This window comes from Paenibacillus sp. FSL R7-0302, from assembly GCF_038006885.1.
Taxonomy (GTDB): Bacteria; Bacillota; Bacilli; order Paenibacillales; family Paenibacillaceae; genus Paenibacillus_AQ.
The window spans coordinates 3,898,357-3,915,575 of record NZ_JBBOWB010000001.1 but is presented as its reverse complement, the minus strand read 5'-3'; the positions used below and the strand labels follow the sequence as shown (position 1 = coordinate 3,915,575).

Genomic DNA, 17,219 nt, shown 5'->3' with positions numbered 1-17,219 from the left:
GTTATATTACATCCCTCAAATCTTATTAATGTTAATCTTGTCTGCAAGATGCATTTTTAAATAATAAAGGTGATGAATTTTTTGGAGGGTGATTAAGAAATTGCAGTTTAATCAAAGTAAGTTTTTAGAGATTTATAAAAATAAATTTAGTGAAGAATTTTTTTTGGATTTTTCTCAAGAATTTGGACTTTCCTATGAAGAGTTCTTGAAGCAACAGTTTGAGGAAAAAAAGTATAAGGTGAAGGAACTTGCTACTTTTTTAGGCTTGAGTGAAAGGGAAATTAAGCAGCACCTTAAGTTCTACTCCATAAAGAAAACGATGGATTTTAGACAATGGCCTCGAGAACTAGCTGGAAGTATGTTTATTTATGTTTTAAGAGCCTTTTTAGGGCTTTTAGGTGCCATACCTGTTTTTCATTACATGGGTTACCTTATATTGTATGGATATTTTTTTGGCGCAGCAGATCATTCTTTGTTAGATGTACTTATTAAGGACGTTCCCATAAGTCGTTCCACATGTTATATCGCTGGATTTATATTTACAGCTATCTCCATTTTTTGGATTTCATCGGCCTTTTTATATCGTCATGTTGGAAAAGTGTTTTTTATTTTTAGTATGCTTTATTTTCTTTTTGCTACTTCCATGAGCTTTATGTTTATATTTTTCTCAGCTAATAGTTCTTTTAGTATTCCTGTTCTGGGGAAGTTTCTTTTAGTTTGGTTATCTCCAGCGCTTGTAGCTGCAATTATTTGGGGCTCAAACTACTTAGCCCAAAAATCATATATGTATGCTAAAGAAATTATTCTGGGGGTGCTTTCCGCTGCGGTTTCCTTTTTTCTGTTGAGGATATTAAATATGATTTGGATTGTACTTATCTATATCGGGCTAGCTGTTATATTTTCTGTTTTATTTATTTATATCTCTAAAAATTGTTCTAAACCTAAGGCAGAGATAAGTGCGGACAGTGACATTTCTTCCAAAAAAGTAATGGACTTCACCTTAAAAGAATTTATGGCCTATATTTCTCTTGTAGTATCTTTAATGATTGTAATTGTATTTCCCTTAACCTCATTCGTTGTGTTTTCAACAGGGAATTATCTGGGATTTAGCTTATCTACTTTTGACTTGTTAAAAAGTGAAAACATTCTAGTTAAAGACAGTGTAATTAAAGGGAAATTGGTTTCTAAAGATGACGATAATTTATACATCTCAACAACTTCTCGAACTCTATTAGAAATAAGTAAAGATGCTTCAATCCAAATCACAAGCTCAACTGCCAATCAAGTTTTTACTGGAAATTCAGCAAATTGGGAAGTACGTATAATTGTATCATTTAATAGTGATGAAGTTTGGTACACTGGCGTAATTAAGAAGAATAATTCGGATACAATTGATGAAATTTCTTATGAATTAGATGAACAGTCCTTAATTGGTCTAGAATACCCAGATCCATCTGAAGAATTTTATATTATCGATAAATTAAGTGATATCAGTTTTAAAGGCTTCAGTTCTATTAATATTAGCTGGGTTGAAGATGGGAAACCTCAAGAGGACAAAATACTACTGAAATCTACTAACTCCGAGTAAATGAATTAGATTATTGCCCAATTCTACTCTCGATAGGGAAGTCGTTTTTTGTTCGCGAAGTTTATAACACAAATTTGTTCTTGTTCTACACTAATAAGGAGAATTAAATGAATACAATAATTCAAATTGTTAATTTTTTTAATTATGGTGTAGTTGGTATAGTTATAGGCGCTTTTATTGGGCTTACAACAGGCTACTATTTCTCAACAAGAAAACTTATTTCTTATCAGACCGTTACTATCCCACTCTACTTTTCTGATATGAGCAGGGCACCCTTACATGGTTTCTATAAAGGTATCCCAGTCAGTAAATTGAGAAGGACTTACTTCTATGTTTGGAACTCCGGAAATACTGCCATATTGAGTAATGATGTACCCACATTGTCACCTGTTAGATTGGTTTGGCAAGATAATTTTGATTCAGCAGTCGCAGTTCCATATGTACATTTGCTCAAAAGAACCAATGCATCTAATAATATAAAATTAAAACCCTACATATATGAAATTACATTTGAATATTTAGGTGTCAATGATGGACTTGTACTAGAAGTGATTCATACAAAAGCTGTTAAATTTCAATTAAGCGGTACAATCATTGGTTCAAAAAAAAGCAACTTAATTAAGAGAAACGTTTCAATGTTTTTTGGAAGAAAGCTTCGCCATGTAAGACCTCGTATTTTTTTTATCACATTTTTAATCGTCATAACGTGTATGCACGTCTATAGTAGATTTACTGGTTTTTATCCATTTTTCGGTATTTATAGTTTTCCCAATCAAGCTATGTACTTATTATTTTTAAAGTTTTTTTCTTTATTTTTAATTTTATTAATCTTTCTTCATAAAGATATTCCCCGAAAATTAACTTTTAACATCTATTCACGGGTAACGAATACTCTCAATGATAGTGATCAGTAGCATCTTCATTGTTTGGATAAGCTCCAAATTCTAGCAAGCTATAGTTGATTACACTTGAAGGCATCAAATGAGCCCAAACCTCCTAAAGGCTTGGGCTCTTACTCACCATCAATCCCTCGTAAAATTCTCCAACATCCCAGCCGGATACCGACTGCCGGCAGATCCGTGCGGGAGGATCTCTCGAATACGCTGAAGATCAGCTTGGTTGAACTGAACATTCACAGCGCCAATGTTTTGCTCCACCTGCGCAGCGCTGCGTGTACCGGGGATCGGGACGATATGTCCTCCTTGGTGAAGAAGCTAGGTAGGGCCAATTGTGCTACCGAAATCCCTTTGGCAGAAGCAAGCTCTTTAAGTTACTCCGTTGCTTGTAGATTGTAGATATAGTTCTCTCCTTGCCAACGTTCATCGAAGCGGCGCATATCGCCTTCGGCGTACTCGTGAGAGGGTTTCACCGCATCGTTCAGGAACCCTCTGCCTAATGGAGAGTACGGTACCAGACCCAATTCATTCAGGGTTGCCAGGATATCGTCCTCGATCTCGCGTTCGAAGATGGAGTATTCCGTCTGAAGCACGGACACTGGGGTAACCGCGTGAGCCCGGCGGATGGTTCTGGGACCCGTATTACTCAACCCTAAATATTTCACTTTCCCTTCTTGGATAAGATCTCAAACGACCCCGGCTACCTCTTCGACAGGAACATCAGGATCAGGAATATGCTGAAAGAGAACATCAATGTAATCCGTCTGAAGATCTGCTACTTTACGAATATTGTCGGAACGGCTATTAAAGCGTGTTCCGGGTTGCTTGGCGGTCATGTCGAAGCCAAATTTGGTAGCCAGGACTACCTTGTCACGAAAATCCCTCACGGCTGTACCCAGCAACTGTTAATTGTGACCCGTTCCATATCCGTATAATTCTGCTGTATCAAAGAAGTTAACTCCAAAGCTCATAGGCCCGGCGTATCGTCGCTATGCCTTCTTTTTCATTGGAAGGACCGTATGCCATGGTCATCCCCATCGTACCCAAACCCATAACAGAGAATTCTATTCCTTGTTGACCGAGAATGCGAGTTTTCAATGTAGTTCCTCCCTTAGCACCGGCATGTTAGAATAGATCAATTACGGCCCTGCTTAGATCATTGTTTTGAGGCAAGGGGTCTATTAGAATTTGGGGGTAAGCAACGATGTGGATGTAAAGGAGACGGTAATGTGCTTAGATTGGTCAATGTGGAGAATGGCACGGTAAAAGGCTTGCCCGCAGCCGATCCCCGGATTACGAGCTTCAAGGGAATACCTTTCGCAGCTCCGCCTGTAGGCGAGAACCGCTGGCGGGCACCGCAGCCTGCCGAAGACTGGGAGGGTGTTCTTCAGGCCCACGAGTTCGCACCGGTCTCCATGCAGGTCAGACAGGAGCTGGATGATAACAATATCTATACCCGTGAGTGGGCGGTGGAGCCGGATATCGCGATGAGCGAGGATTGCCTGTACCTGAACGTATGGACCCCGGCCAAGCAGGCGGACGAGAAGCTACCCGTCTATGTATGGTATTTCGGCGGCGGGCTCCAGGTGGGCCATCCGGCGGAGATGGAATTCGACGGGGAACGGATTGCCCGCAGAGGGATTGTGGTGGTGACGATTAACTACCGGCTGAATATCTTCGGCTTCCTATGTCATCCCGAGATTACGGTGGAATCGCCGGAGGCGCCCGCCAACTTCGGCAACCTTGACCAGCAGGCCGCTACCCGCTGGGTGAAGCGCAATATTGCCGCCTTTGGCGGTGACCCGGACAACATCACCATCGGCGGGCAGTCTGCGGGCGGCGGCAGTGTCATGAGCCAGCTGACCTCTCCGCAGAACGAAGGATTGTTTCAGCGGGCGATTGTTGAAAGCGGTATCTTCACCGACCTGTATCCGGGAACCCTGCTGCCGCCGCTACGGGGGACGTTGCAGGAAGCGGAGCAGGACGGCATCGAGTTCTTTAACTATCTGGGTGTATCCTCCCTCGCGGAAGAGCGGAAGCTGGATGCGGTCTATCTGCGGGACAAGGCAGTAGCGCTTGGCGGGTTCTGGGGCACCGTTGCGGACCAGAAGTTCCAGGTGGGCAACCCGTTCGATCTGTTCGTGCAGAACAGACGCTTGAAGGTGCCAATTATGCTAGGCCATACCTCCTCCGAGTTCTTCAGCACTCCGAATGTGCAGTCCTACGGGGAGCTCAAGCAGCTTGCGGCGGACATGTTCGGGGAGGATGCGGAGACCTTCCTGAAGCTTAGCGGCGCTAGGCCGGATGCTGTTCAGGAAGCGGCGGAGCGGGCAGCGGTAAGCGGGGTCGAATACGCCATCCGGATCGCCGGGCAGGCGAATGCGGATACCGGAAGCGAAACCCCGCTCTATTACTATAACTTCGATGAGGAGATTCCGGGATGGGATAACCCGGGCACCTTCCACTCGGTGGATCTGTGGTTCTTCTTCGAGACGCTGGCCAAGTGCTGGCGGCCGTTTGTCGGCAAGCATTATGATCTGGCCCGCCAGATGTGCAATTATACCGCTCACTTCATCCGTACCGGCGACCCGAACGGACAAGATTCCACAGGCGAAGCATTGCCGCGCTGGGAGCCGTACACCCCGGAAGCACCTTACGGGATGCTGTTCGCAGACAAGGCGGAGTTCTCCAGAGAACAACCGGGCGAGATCATGAATTTTCTGGTGCAGCAGTACTTCAAGAAGAGTGGCAGTCCGGTCTGAGGGGATTCTGCTCTTGATAGGATCAGCGGCAGTTTAAGACTTTATTTATTGAGTCTTAGATTGCCGCTGTTTTTATTGCCGGACCATCCCTTACCATGTTATTCCCTATCTAACAATAGCCCGATAGAGTAGTTTCGGCGGTATTCACTAAGATGTAAGAAAGAGTTGATGCTTCCATGAACGTTTGAAGGCAAAAAGGTGACCGGAGCCGATTTACTTAAAATTAAAGATATAATAATTCAAAATATCTACGATTTTTATAAGGAGGCACTACCGTAATGGGCATCGATACCGTGCTGTGGAGCAGACTGGTGACAGGCTTGACACTGGGGTTCCACGTTATTTTCGCAACAATTGGCGTTGGGGTTCCGCTGATGATCGCTATTGCAGAATTCATGGGCATACGCAAAAAAGACCCTCACTACACGCTGATGGCGAAGAGATGGGCCCGCGGGTTTGTCATTTCTGTAGCGGTGGGTGTGGTGACAGGTACAGCGATTTCATTGCAGCTGGCCTTGGTCTGGCCGAATTTCATGAAGCTGGCCGGTAACGTGATTGCGCTCCCGTTATTTATGGAAGTGTTTGCTTTCTTTTTTGAGGCCATCTTCCTGGGCATTTACCTCTATACCTGGGACCGGTTCAAAAAACCGTATATCCACTGGCTCCTTACGATTCCGATTGTTGCCGGTGCCGGGATGTCCGCTGTTTTTATCACGACCGTAAACGGGTTCATGAATCAGCCCGAGGGCTTTGCTATGGCGGGAGGGCAATTCATCGCAGTGAATCCGGTGGAGGCGATGCTGAATACAGCGACGTTCTCCAAGGTGTTCCATGTCTTAAGCTCAGCCTATCTGACCGGAGCTGCACTGCTGGCAGGCATTGCCGCGTTCGCACTCCTGAAGAAGGGTGCCTCCGAATACCATAAAAAAGCGCTGAAGCTGATGATGGCCGTGGTGATGGTGTTTGGACTGCTGAATGCACTTGCTGGAGATACGTCTGCAAAATTTTTGGCGGAGCATCAGCCGGAGAAGCTGGCTGCGGCAGAGTGGCATTTTGAAACGGAGAGCGGAGCAGATCTGATTCTGTTAGGCTGGCTTAACGCAGAGCATGAGGTGCTGGGCGCACTTCACATTCCCAAATTTCTCAGCTTCCTCGCCTTTGGAGATTTTAATGCAGAAGTGACCGGTCTGAATGAATTTCCTGCGGATGAGCGGCCGCCGCTCCTGGTTCATTATTTGTTTGATCTGATGGTCGGTGTAGGGTTCGCACTACTAGGCATTTCGTTCCTGTATTTCCTGTTTGTCTTCTGGAAAAAACGCAATGAGCATAACAAATGGCTGCTTCGCGCTATCGCGTTAGGCGCACCGCTTGCTTTTCTGGGAGTCGAGCTGGGCTGGTTCTACGCTGAAATCGGGCGGCAGCCCTGGATCTTAAGGGGATACATGCGTGTAGAAGAGGGGGCTACGGCATCACCGAGCGTGAGAATCCTGTTTTTTGTGTTCCTGCTGCTGTACATCCTGTTAGGCACGGTCTGTGTGCTTGTGCTGCGGCGCATGTTCAAGGACAATCCGGCGGAAACCGAGATGGAGAAGTGGAATCAGCATCCCGGCGGCAAATCCACAGTGAGGGGTGAGCACGCAAAATGAGTTATGAGCTGATTGGAATTTCAGTGCTCTGGCTGTTTTTATACGGCTATTTAATTGTGGCCTCCATTGATTTTGGAGCCGGGTTCTTTGCCTTTTATGCCCGGCTGACGAAGCAGGATCATCTGATTAACCGTTTGATCTCCCGCTACTTATCGCCTGTCTGGGAGATTACGAATGTATTTTTCGTCTTTTTTTACATTGGACTTGTCGGCTTCTTCCCGGATACCGCTTATTATTACGGCTCGGCACTGCTTGTTCCGGGAAGCATTGCGCTTATCCTGATCGCGATCCGCGGTTCGTTCTATGCGTTCGAGAACTACGGCTCCAAGAATAACATCGTATATCTGTTCCTGTACGGCGCTTCGGGCCTGCTGATTCCCGCGTCCTTGTCGGTGGCACTTACCCTGTCGGAAGGCGGCTTTATCTTTAAGCAGGGAGAGACCGTGTCTCTGGATTACTGGGCATTGTTCACTAACCCGTTATCCTGGAGCATTGTGGGCTTGGCGATTGTATCTGTGCTGTTCATCAGCGCCTCCTTTTTGGCCTTTTATGCTTCCCGGGCAGAGGATCAGCCCGCACTGAAGCTTATGCGTACTTATGCGCTGTTCTGGAGCACGCCGACGATTGTTATCGCGCTGACGGCCTTTATTTATCTGGGCCAGCACAATGAGCGGCATTTTCAAAATATGATGGATCTATGGTGGCTGCTTGCGCTGTCCGTTGCTTTCTTCATGCTTGCCATGTGGCTGCTGTACAGCGGACGCCGTTACGGGTTGGCGTTCATAAGCATCATGCTGCAATTTCTCTGCGCCTTCTTCGCATACGGCATCGGGCAGTATCCTTATATTCTGGACCCGTTCATTACGCTGGAGAACAGCATCACTTCACCGGCCATGGGCCTGGCGCTGGTCATTGTGTTCATCGGGGGCATGTGCTTGCTCATTCCTTCCCTGATTCTGGTGTTCAAGCTGTTCCTCTTTGACGCAGATTATGTGAAAGGAAAGAAATAAATGGACAAGACAACAAGCCTGATCGCTGAGCAAATGTCACGGCAACGCAAACGATTGGTTATGCTTGCCATTCTGTCGCTCCTGCTCGGCATTGCGATTGTAAGTCAGGCCAGGCTGCTGGCGGAAGCGGTCCAGCGGGTGTTCGTGGAGAAGGCTTCGTTATCTTCGGTTGCTCTGCTGCTCGCGCTTCTGCTGTCAGTGATGGCGATCCGCACGTTGCTGTTATATGCAAATGGGAAAATAGGCCTAACTATGGCGGCCGCCGCTAAGGCAAATATGCGTTCAGCCGTGCTGCAGAAGCTTACCCATGCGTCCATGCCTTCAACGCTGCGGGGGCAGACGGGAGGAAAGGTCAGTGTGGCGCTGGATGCAGTGGACGAGGCGGACAGCTATTTCAGTCAGTACATGCCGCGGATGGCCGAAGCAGCTATTATCCCGGTTCTAATATTGGTGGTTACGTTCATCTTACATGCGAATACGGGCTTCATTCTGCTGTTTACGGCACCATTCATCCCGCTGTTCATGATTCTGGTGGGACTGCAAACGAAGAATAAATCCGAAGAAAAATATGCGCAGCTCGCAGAATTCTCCGGCACCTTCCTGGATTCGCTCCAGGGGCTTGTTACCTTGAAAATATTCGGACAATCCCGCCGCCAGCAGCAGCAGATTGAGCGCAGCAGCCTGGGGTACCGTAACGCGACCATGGATATTCTGAAGGTTGCCTTTACGAATACGTTTATGCTGGAATCCATCGTCATGCTGAGCATCGGGATTGTTGCCCTTGAATTGGCTATTCAACTGCTCGTATTTAAATCGATGCCGTTCCACACTGCCTTTCTTGTGCTGCTGCTTGTTCCTGAATTCTTTAATTTGCTCAAAAATACAGGCACTGCCTTTCACAGCGGGCGGACCAGTATGGGGGCAGTCCGTAAGGTGGAGCAGATGCTTGCGGAAATAGGCGGCGGCACAGGTGCACAGCCGGAAGCGGGCGGGGAGTCCTCAGCCAAGTTTATCAAAATGCCGCCATCCATTGCGCTGGATCAGGTGCATTTCCATTATGCACCCGGTTCATTTGAGCTTAAGGCCGGACCCGTTTCCATAGGATCGGGAGAGCATGTTGCGATTGTCGGTAAAAGCGGCTCTGGCAAAACAACCTTGCTCCATCTCATTGCCGGGCTGCTGAAGCCGGTATCCGGGACCGTGCTGGTGAACGGAAGCCCGCTGACGGAGTGGGAGGAAGACTCATGGTTTGAGCAGGTCAGCTACATTACGCAGCACCCCTATATTTTTGCCGGTACCTTTGCTGAGAATATCGCCATCGGTGCCGGACGTAAGGTCTCCAGGGAAGAAATCAGGCAGGCCGCAGAGGAAGCGGGACTTGCAACGCTGGTTGCCGGGCTGGAGCAGGGACTGGACACCTATGTCGGGGAAGGCGGCAGGGGACTGTCGGGAGGAGAAAAGCAGCGGCTTGCTTTAGCGAGGGCATTTCTGAAACGTCCGGCTCTGATCCTGTTCGATGAGCCTACGGTGGGCCTCGACTTGCAGACCGAACAAATCCTGCAAAGCTCCATAACCAAGCTGGCCCAAAAGGCAACGATGATCACAGTCGCGCACCGGTTATATACGATCCGGCAAGCGGATCACATTTTGTTTATGGACCATGGCGTATTAGCGGCGGCAGGACCTCACGACGAGCTCCTTGAGCGTGTGCCTCAATATGCCGAGATGGTTGATATTCAGCGAAAAGGAGGGTCAGCATGAACGAACTGGCGATTTTGTCCAAAGCTATGATAGCAGAACGGAAGGATATTCTCCTATCGATTCTGGGAGGGTTTATTGCCGGTGCAGCCGGTGTGGCCCTCTTCTCCGCGAGCGGGTATCTGATTTCACAGACGGTCTTTATGCCACCGCTCTACACCCTGATCATACTGACTTCGCTGGTCAAGCTACTGGGTTTGCTCCGCGCGGCAAGCCGTTACGGGGAACGTCTGTATTCGCACAGAGCTACCTTTTCTATGCTTAGCCGTTTGCGCACAGGCTTTTTTGCCAGGCTGATTCCGTTAACGCCTGGTATCTTGAACAAGAATCGCAGCGGAGATCTGCTGGCGAGGATTGTTGGGGATGTAGAGAGCCTGCAGAATTATTTTTTGCGTGTCGCTTATCCGCCGGTGATCGTCATCACGGTGTTTCTGGCCACCATGGTGTTCAGTGCTTCTTATTCATTCTGGATCGCCTGCTTGTTTGTAACAGGAATGCTGCTAACCGCGTTGGTTGTACCGGGAATCGTATTACTGGGCCAGCGGGCGATTAATGGCCGTGTCCGCAAGCAGCGGGCGCTGCTGTCAACGGAAGTGACCGAGGTCTTGTATGGCTTCCGCGATCTGAAGGTGTACGGGCAATTGCCGCAGCGGGAGCAGCAGCTCCAGGCGGCTTCGGCAGCACTGACAGCAGAGCAGCAGCGTGCGGCAGGCCATCTGCTGCGCGGACAGGCGATGCATACCTTTGTCACCTTTTTTATTTCCTGGGGTGTACTGACGTTAGGAGCCTATCTAATTATGGAAGGTGCGCTGGCCGGCGTATTTCTGGCGATGCTTGTCATGGCCTCACAGACGGTGTTCGAAGAAGCCGCAGCCATGGCTACTATGCCAGCCTATAAGCAAGACAGCGAGCACGCAGCCAAAAGGCTGACTGAAACTGTAGGCACTGCCGGTGACTTACCTGTGCAGCCGGGCCTCATTCTGCCAGCAGACGATGCTGTTTCGGTGGAGCTGTCCTGCGTTACGTTCCAATATGAAGACGAGTGGCGGCCCGCACTGAAGGAAGTATCGCTGCACCTCCCGGCAGGCTCCCGAACGGCCGTGGTCGGACCAAGCGGGTCCGGCAAATCCACGCTGATCGATTTGCTGCTCAAGCTGCGTATGCCTGTATCCGGGGACATCCGTTTGGGCGGCATTCCGGTGCAAGAGCTGGATGAGTCAGGCATTTGGGAGGCCTCGAATGTCGTCTTACAGCAAGGTCATTTTTTCCGTGGAACAGTCCGTGACAACCTGCTGCTGAATGGAGAAGAACCATCTGACGAAGTATTGTTAGAAGCTCTCGCTAAGGCCCAATTGCCGGATGTGGCTTTAACCGATGTGGTATTCGAGAAAGGAGAAAACCTGTCTGACGGTGAGAAGCAGCGTCTGGCGCTGGCCCGGGTCATGCTCCGCAAAGGGCGGTTGTGGCTGCTGGATGAACCGACATCCTCGCTGGATTATGTAACGGAAGAGCGCGTGTTAACCCGTCTCTACGAGCAGTCCGCAGGAGATACATTACTGCTCATATGCCACCGGCTTACCGGCCTGGAAGGTATGGACAGGATTATCGTCATGGAGCAGGGCAGGGTCATCGAAACAGGTTCATATGCGGAGCTAATGGAGCAAGAGGGCTACTTGTACCGTATGAAGCAAATAGAGCTGCAAATGATTGGAGAGCTATAGACAGAAGTTCTCTATCGCGAGGCGATTATTCATAAATTGATTAACAATGCGACCATCGATATGGGTTATGCTGCTCACCTTAAGGTGAGCTTTTTTTGGTGAAGAAAGTCACATTTTAATTATGGGATATATGCTATTTTTATCTTGTTAAATGTAAATATTGCCTCTTATACTAATTCTCCCTACTTTATACCTATTCAACCCCGTAAATGGTAATAGTTAATTTTCACCACTTTGAAGTCTACCAATCCCTTGTAAAATGCATGTTTATTCAAAAAAATACATATATATTTTAATGGAATTTTTTTGTGATTTACAGTCGTGAATGATAAGCATAGTAAAAGGAGCGATAGGTATGAATAAGCAGACAGACAAGCTAGTGGCGATTGTGGGGATGGGCTGCAGGTTCCCGGGAAGCGCAAATAATGTAGAACAGTTCTGGGACATCTTGAAGTCAGGCAAGGATACGATTACGGATATTCCCGAGGATAGATGGAGTATTGAAGAATATTATCATCCCAACAAACAGGTAAAAGGAAAAAGCCACGCCAGGCGCGGAGGATTTATCGATAAGTTTGATCAATTTGATGCAAAGTTCTTTGGAATTAATGCCAGAGAGGCCGATCAGATCGATCCGCAACAGAGACAAATGCTGGAGATTGTCTGGGAGGCGTTAGAAGACGCAGGAATTAAGCCCGGCAGTCTGAGCGGTTCCCACACCGGTGTGTTTATCGGCGGATTTACGCTCGATTATAAAATCCTGCAATTTGCTGACGCTGCACAAATTGGAACCCATGCTGCAGTAGGAAGCATGATGACGATGTTATCGAATAGAATCTCGTACATATACAATTTAATGGGTCCCTCTCTATCCATAGATACAGCCTGCTCGTCCTCTGTGGTTTCTGTTCATGAGGCCTGCAAAAGCCTGCACAACGGTGAATGCGATCTGGCCTTGGCAGGCGGCATGGAACTGATCTATGCCCCGGAATATTTCATAGCCGAATCCAAAGGCGGATTCTTATCGGTGGACGGAAGCTGCAAGACCTTCGACGCTGCTGCGAACGGTTATGTCAGGGGAGAAGGGGGCGGAATCCTTGTCCTTAAAAGTCTGGAAAAAGCGCTCGAAGACGGCGACTATGTGTATGCCGTGATCAGAGAGAGCCTTGTGAACCAGGACGGAAAAACGAATGGTATTACGGTTCCTAACGGCGAATCACAAAAGATGCTGCTGCAGGATGTATATGCGAGAGCAGGAATTGCCTCCGATGAAGTTCAGTATGTCGAATTGCACGGAACCGGAACAGCACTGGGTGATCCCATTGAAGTCAATGCGGTCGGTGAGTTCTTTGGTGAGCACAGAACTGAAGATAACAGATGTATCATGGCTTCGGTCAAACCGAACATCGGTCATCTGGAGGCAGCCTCCGGCGTAGCATCGGTAATCAAGGCGGCGTGCATTCTTGATCATCGACAGATTGTGCCGCATATCGGGATGAAAGAGCTTAATCCTGAGCTTGATCTGGACAAGCTGAGGATAAGAATTCCCTTAACCAATGAAAGCTGGCCGCAGGATGGTAAAGCTGCCATCGTCGGTGTCAATTCGTTCGGATTTGGCGGAACCAATGCGCACGTGATTTTACAGGGAATAACGGGTGACAGAAAGTACGATGGAACAGTCAACGAAGAACTGCCTCAAGTATTAACCATCTCCGCAAAAACAGAGCAATCCTTAAAGGCTCTTGCCGCAGAATACACTGAATTTCTGAATCATACAGAAGAAAGTTTACCGGATATTTGTTATTCCGCCCTTACCAAACGTGAGAAATTCCCGAAATCCCTTGTGTTATTCGGAGGGAATACACAGGAGATCATTCAGGGTCTGACAGATTATCAGCAGGATACTCTGCCGCAGAATGTGGTTGCGGGCAATGAGGGCAAAGACAAGAGACTGGTGTTTATTTTCACCGGCATGGGTCCTCAATGGTACGCGATGGGACGCGAGCTCTATCATGCGAATACGGTATTCCGCCATACGGTCGAGAAGTGCCACGCTGAGTTCTCCCGATACTTGTCCTGGTCATTGCTGGATGAATTCCTGATTCCTGAGGAACAATCCAGCATGCAGTTCACCGAAGTCTCCCAGCCGTTGAATTTTACGGTGCAGGTGGCCTTGGTGGAGATGTGGAAGAGCATGGGGGTCGTCCCGGATCTGATTATCGGACACAGTGTGGGTGAAGTGGCAGGATTGTATGCTGCCGGTGTCTACAGTTTTGAAGATGCGGTCCGGATTTCGTATTACCGCAGTATGCTCCAGCAGCGGCTGACGGGTAAAGGCGGTATGCTTGCGGTTGGCTTGAATGAAGAACAGGCCGCAGAGCTGATTGCTGACAATAACGACAAAGTATCCATTGCGGCAATCAACAGCAACACAAGCGTAACCCTGTCCGGAGATATGGCCTGTCTTACAGAGATCAGCAGCAAGCTTGAAGCTGACGGTGTTTTTAACAAGTTCTTAAGAGTAACGGTACCTTATCATAGTGTGTTTATGAATGAGATTAAATCGGAGCTGCTGGAAGCCCTGCGCGATATTCATCCGCAACCAACCAAAATCAGAACGTATACCACCGGAAATGGCCAGCTGGCGGAAGGGCCGGAGCTGGATAATGAATACTGGTGGCTGAATGTATCCGGTTCCGTGTACTTTGCCAAGGCCATGGAACAGATTTTGGAGGAAGGCTATGCCTGTTTTGTTGAGGTTGGCCCTCATCCGGTACTGGCGAATTCAGTCAGTGAGCTTGCGGGTGAGATGGATCTGGAAGTCCTGATCTCGCCCTCCCTCCGCAGAAATGATCCGGAAATACCAAGGATGCTTAGAACCTTGTCTGAGCTATTCTGTGCAGGCTATGAAATTGACTGGTCCCGGATCTACAGAGGAACCTTTAAGTATGTGAAGCTGCCGCATTATCAGTGGGAGCATGAGAGGTTCTGGAAAGAATCCAAAGAGCATATGAAGAGACGCCTTGGACAGAAAGAGCATCCTTTTATCGGATACCGCAAGAACAGCGTGGTTCCGGCATGGGAAGCGGAAATCAATGATTATATTATGCCGTTCGTCTCAGACCATTGTGTAAATGGCAGTGTACTGCTGGCCGGGGCCCATTTCATTGAAGCCGCGTTCCAAATGCTCCGTGATTATAGCAAATTAAGCATGGATGAGGTGTATGGTTTATATCATATCCACTTTAAAAGAGCGCTGTTCCTTGATGAGAATAATGCCGGCCACATGTCTATTAACTATGATCCGCAGCATGGTGTGGTGAAGATCGGAAGCCTGGCAGATGGCGATGTATCCAGAACTACCGAGAATTTCCGTGGGGAATTTGTCAGAAAACAGACCTTCCCGGTCAACCGGACAGCCGATCTGGAGGCTCTTAAGCACAGTGCCAGGGAAATTCTGAATCAGGCGGAATGCTACGGGCTGCTGGAGAAAATGAATTTCACCTACGGGCCTATGTTCCAGGGGCTTAAGAAGGTATGGATTAATCATAATGAAGTCCTGGCTGAGATCTGCATGCTGGAGGAGTTAGGCATCCAGGACATGGATAATATCCTGCATCCGGTTATTCTTGATGCTGCCTTTCAGTCGCTGCTCGCTAATCAATTTGATGAGCTGAGAGATCACGGGCAAGTTGATATTAAGCTGCCGGATACGGTGGACTCGGTCGTTGTATACGGTAAGACATCCGGTCCATTGCGGGTCCGTTCTATAGTGAAGGAATCGAATAAGGAGTTCATTGCCGGGGATATTGAAATCTATGATGAGCAAGGAAATATTGTTGTCATTGTAGACAACTTTGTGGCCAGATCAGTAGATAAAAGTCCGGAAGATGCCGTGCTTAGCGAGAAGAATCTGAAAGAATGGTTCTATGCCATTGAATGGAAGGCTCAGGAGGCAGAGAACGATGAGCAACTGATCGCGGCCCGTAATTCGTATACGAACTGGGTTGTGCTGTGTGATGCTTCCGGCATGGGTGACAGGATTGCCGACAACTTAAGCGGCAGAGGCTATAACTGCAAACGGTTCTACGCGGATTATCAGAATCCCGCCAACCGGGATGCAGGCAGTGTTATCGTCAGCAATAATCAAGAGGATTATATCAAGCTGATTCAGCACATGGATCAACAGCAGGAATACGGCATTATCCACCTGTGGGGTCTGGACATTTCAAGTCATGATCAGATGGATACGGATGATATTGAGGCTTCCAAGCAGAAGGCGGTCAACAGTATCCGCCATGTTATGAATACTTTGAATGAGCACTCCATGAAATATCGTACTTGGGCAGTTACCCAAGGGGCAGTCAGTGTTGACGGCAAAGAGCCAGTTGATGTCCTGCAGGGAGCGGCTATCGGTATGTGCAGAGTAATCAGCCACTCCGAGTGCATTGGAAGCTGGGGAGCAAGTATGGATATCGATCATCACCCCGCCTCAGTCGAACTTCTGATCAATGATCTGGAGAACTATACACGTGAAGATCAACTGGCGTATAGAAACGGTGTCCGTTATGTTGCCAGATTGGAGCATATCTACGATCTGGACGGGAACATCCCGGTCACTATGGCGGACAATAAGATTTATCTGGTCACGGGTGCAATGGGCTCACTCGGGCAAATCACTGTGAATTGGATGTACGAGAAGGGAGCCAGACATTTTGTATTGGTGGGCCGTACTCCGTTCCCTGGTAAAAAAGAAAGAAAAGGGATGGCTTCATCCCATAAGCTGTACAGCCAGGTGCAATTTATCAATGAGCTTGAACGGAAAGGCTGTACCGTTGAAGTAGCCGCGCTGGACATCGCGGATGAAGCAGCAGTCGGGGAGCTTACGCATCGATTGATTCATGAAGAAACCATGCCGATCGGCGGTGTGATCCATATTGCCGGTGTAGTCAAAGACAAATTAATGATGCAGATGGAGCAACATGAGTTCGATGAGGTCTATGACACCAAAGTTAAAGGCGCCTGGTTATTGAATAAATATCTTGAAGAGGTTGAACTGGACTTTTTCATCATGTATTCATCCACCGGATCGGTTGTCACGGCGGTTGGACAAGTGAATTATGCCGCAGCGAATTCCTTTATGGATTCACTGGCCTGCTACCGCCGCAATAAAGGCAAAACTGCCTTGAGTCTGGGCTGGGGACCATGGGGTGTGGGGATGGTTAAAGAAAAGAATTTGATTGATCATTATAAATATCAAAGAGGCATGAACCCAATCTACGCGGTGAATGGCATGCAGGCCCTGGAAAGAGTGTTCGGACAACAGCTATGCCATGCGGTAATCGGTGAAGCGGACTGGCCGCTGGCGCTGAATAATTATCCGGGCAAGCCTGCATTGTACAATCACCTCGCCGTGCAAAACGAAGATACTGCCGGGGACATGCAGGAGACCGACTTGTTCAGCATTCTGGCCAAAGTCTCCGGGATGGAAGAAAAATGTGCGGTTATCATGGATTTCTTCGCTGAGATCATTGCTGAGACCATTCATGCCAAGAAGGAAGCACTTGTTCTTGATGAGCCGATCAGTTCGGTTGGAGTGGACTCCATTATAGCTGCAGAGATCAGAAATAAAATAAATAAAAAATGCAGTATTAACATTTCCATTGTTGACCTTCTGGGTGGAATCAGCATTGCTGACTTGGCCGGAAAACACTTCAATGACATCAACGACCTGATTATTGAAGACGAATCCGAAGCGGACCTGGAGGCTTTATTGAACCAGTTAGAGAATCTGACAGAAGAAGAGGCTGCGCTTCTACTATCTAAATAAAAACGGAA

Annotated in this window: 9 protein-coding genes and 1 pseudogene; 8 read left to right on the top strand and 2 right to left on the bottom strand. The window is 48.0% G+C overall.

Annotated features, from left to right (window positions below):
* The first annotated feature begins 88 nt into the window (after nt 1-88).
* Together MKY96_RS17020 and MKY96_RS17015 are read left to right on the top strand one after the other, a co-directional pair.
* Nucleotides 89-1,588 carry a hypothetical protein gene (locus tag MKY96_RS17020; protein WP_340941838.1) on the top strand — a complete coding sequence of 500 codons (1,500 nt, stop codon included), beginning with the start codon at nt 89-91 and terminating at the stop codon, nt 1,586-1,588.
* Between the two features lie 107 nt (nt 1,589-1,695).
* A complete protein-coding gene (locus MKY96_RS17015; protein ID WP_340941837.1) occupies nt 1,696-2,502 on the top strand; it encodes a hypothetical protein in 807 nt (268 codons plus the stop codon).
* Between the two features lie 356 nt (nt 2,503-2,858).
* On the opposite strand, the pseudogene MKY96_RS17010 reads toward MKY96_RS17015, so the two are convergent.
* Together MKY96_RS17010 and MKY96_RS17005 are read right to left on the bottom strand one after the other, a co-directional pair.
* Nucleotides 2,859-3,386 (bottom strand): annotated as a pseudogene (locus MKY96_RS17010) (aldo/keto reductase).
* Nucleotides 3,387-3,438: 52 nt separating this feature from the next.
* On the bottom strand, nt 3,439-3,582 hold the full coding sequence (locus MKY96_RS17005) for a hypothetical protein (protein WP_340941836.1): 144 nt from the start codon (nt 3,580-3,582) through the stop codon (nt 3,439-3,441).
* 131 nt (nt 3,583-3,713) lie between these two features.
* Between MKY96_RS17005 and MKY96_RS17000 the strand changes: the two genes are divergently transcribed.
* The 6 genes from MKY96_RS17000 to MKY96_RS16975 all read left to right on the top strand — a co-directional run bounded on the left by MKY96_RS17000 (nt 3,714) and on the right by MKY96_RS16975 (nt 17,211).
* Nucleotides 3,714-5,246 (top strand): carboxylesterase/lipase family protein, encoded by a 1,533-nt coding sequence (locus MKY96_RS17000; protein ID WP_340941834.1) that lies wholly within the window; start codon nt 3,714-3,716, stop codon nt 5,244-5,246.
* Nucleotides 5,247-5,524: 278 nt separating this feature from the next.
* Nucleotides 5,525-6,892: a cytochrome ubiquinol oxidase subunit I gene (locus MKY96_RS16995; protein WP_340941832.1), complete on the top strand. Its 1,368-nt coding sequence runs from the start codon at nt 5,525-5,527 to the stop codon at nt 6,890-6,892.
* On the top strand, nt 6,889-7,902 hold the full coding sequence (locus tag MKY96_RS16990) for a cytochrome d ubiquinol oxidase subunit II (RefSeq protein WP_340941831.1): 1,014 nt from the start codon (nt 6,889-6,891) through the stop codon (nt 7,900-7,902). Before MKY96_RS16995 ends, MKY96_RS16990 begins: the two co-directional genes overlap by 4 nt.
* Nucleotides 7,903-9,663 carry a thiol reductant ABC exporter subunit CydD gene (gene cydD / locus MKY96_RS16985; RefSeq protein WP_340941829.1) on the top strand — a complete coding sequence of 587 codons (1,761 nt, stop codon included), beginning with the start codon at nt 7,903-7,905 and terminating at the stop codon, nt 9,661-9,663.
* Entirely contained in the window at nt 9,660-11,381 is a 1,722-nt protein-coding gene (gene cydC, locus MKY96_RS16980) for a thiol reductant ABC exporter subunit CydC (protein ID WP_340941827.1), read from the top strand. The genes cydD and cydC overlap by 4 nt, the downstream gene beginning before the upstream one ends.
* Before the next feature lie 355 nt (nt 11,382-11,736).
* Nucleotides 11,737-17,211, top strand: coding sequence for a type I polyketide synthase (locus MKY96_RS16975; protein ID WP_340941825.1), 5,475 nt, complete (start codon nt 11,737-11,739; stop codon nt 17,209-17,211).
* Nucleotides 17,212-17,219: the final 8 nt, after the last annotated feature.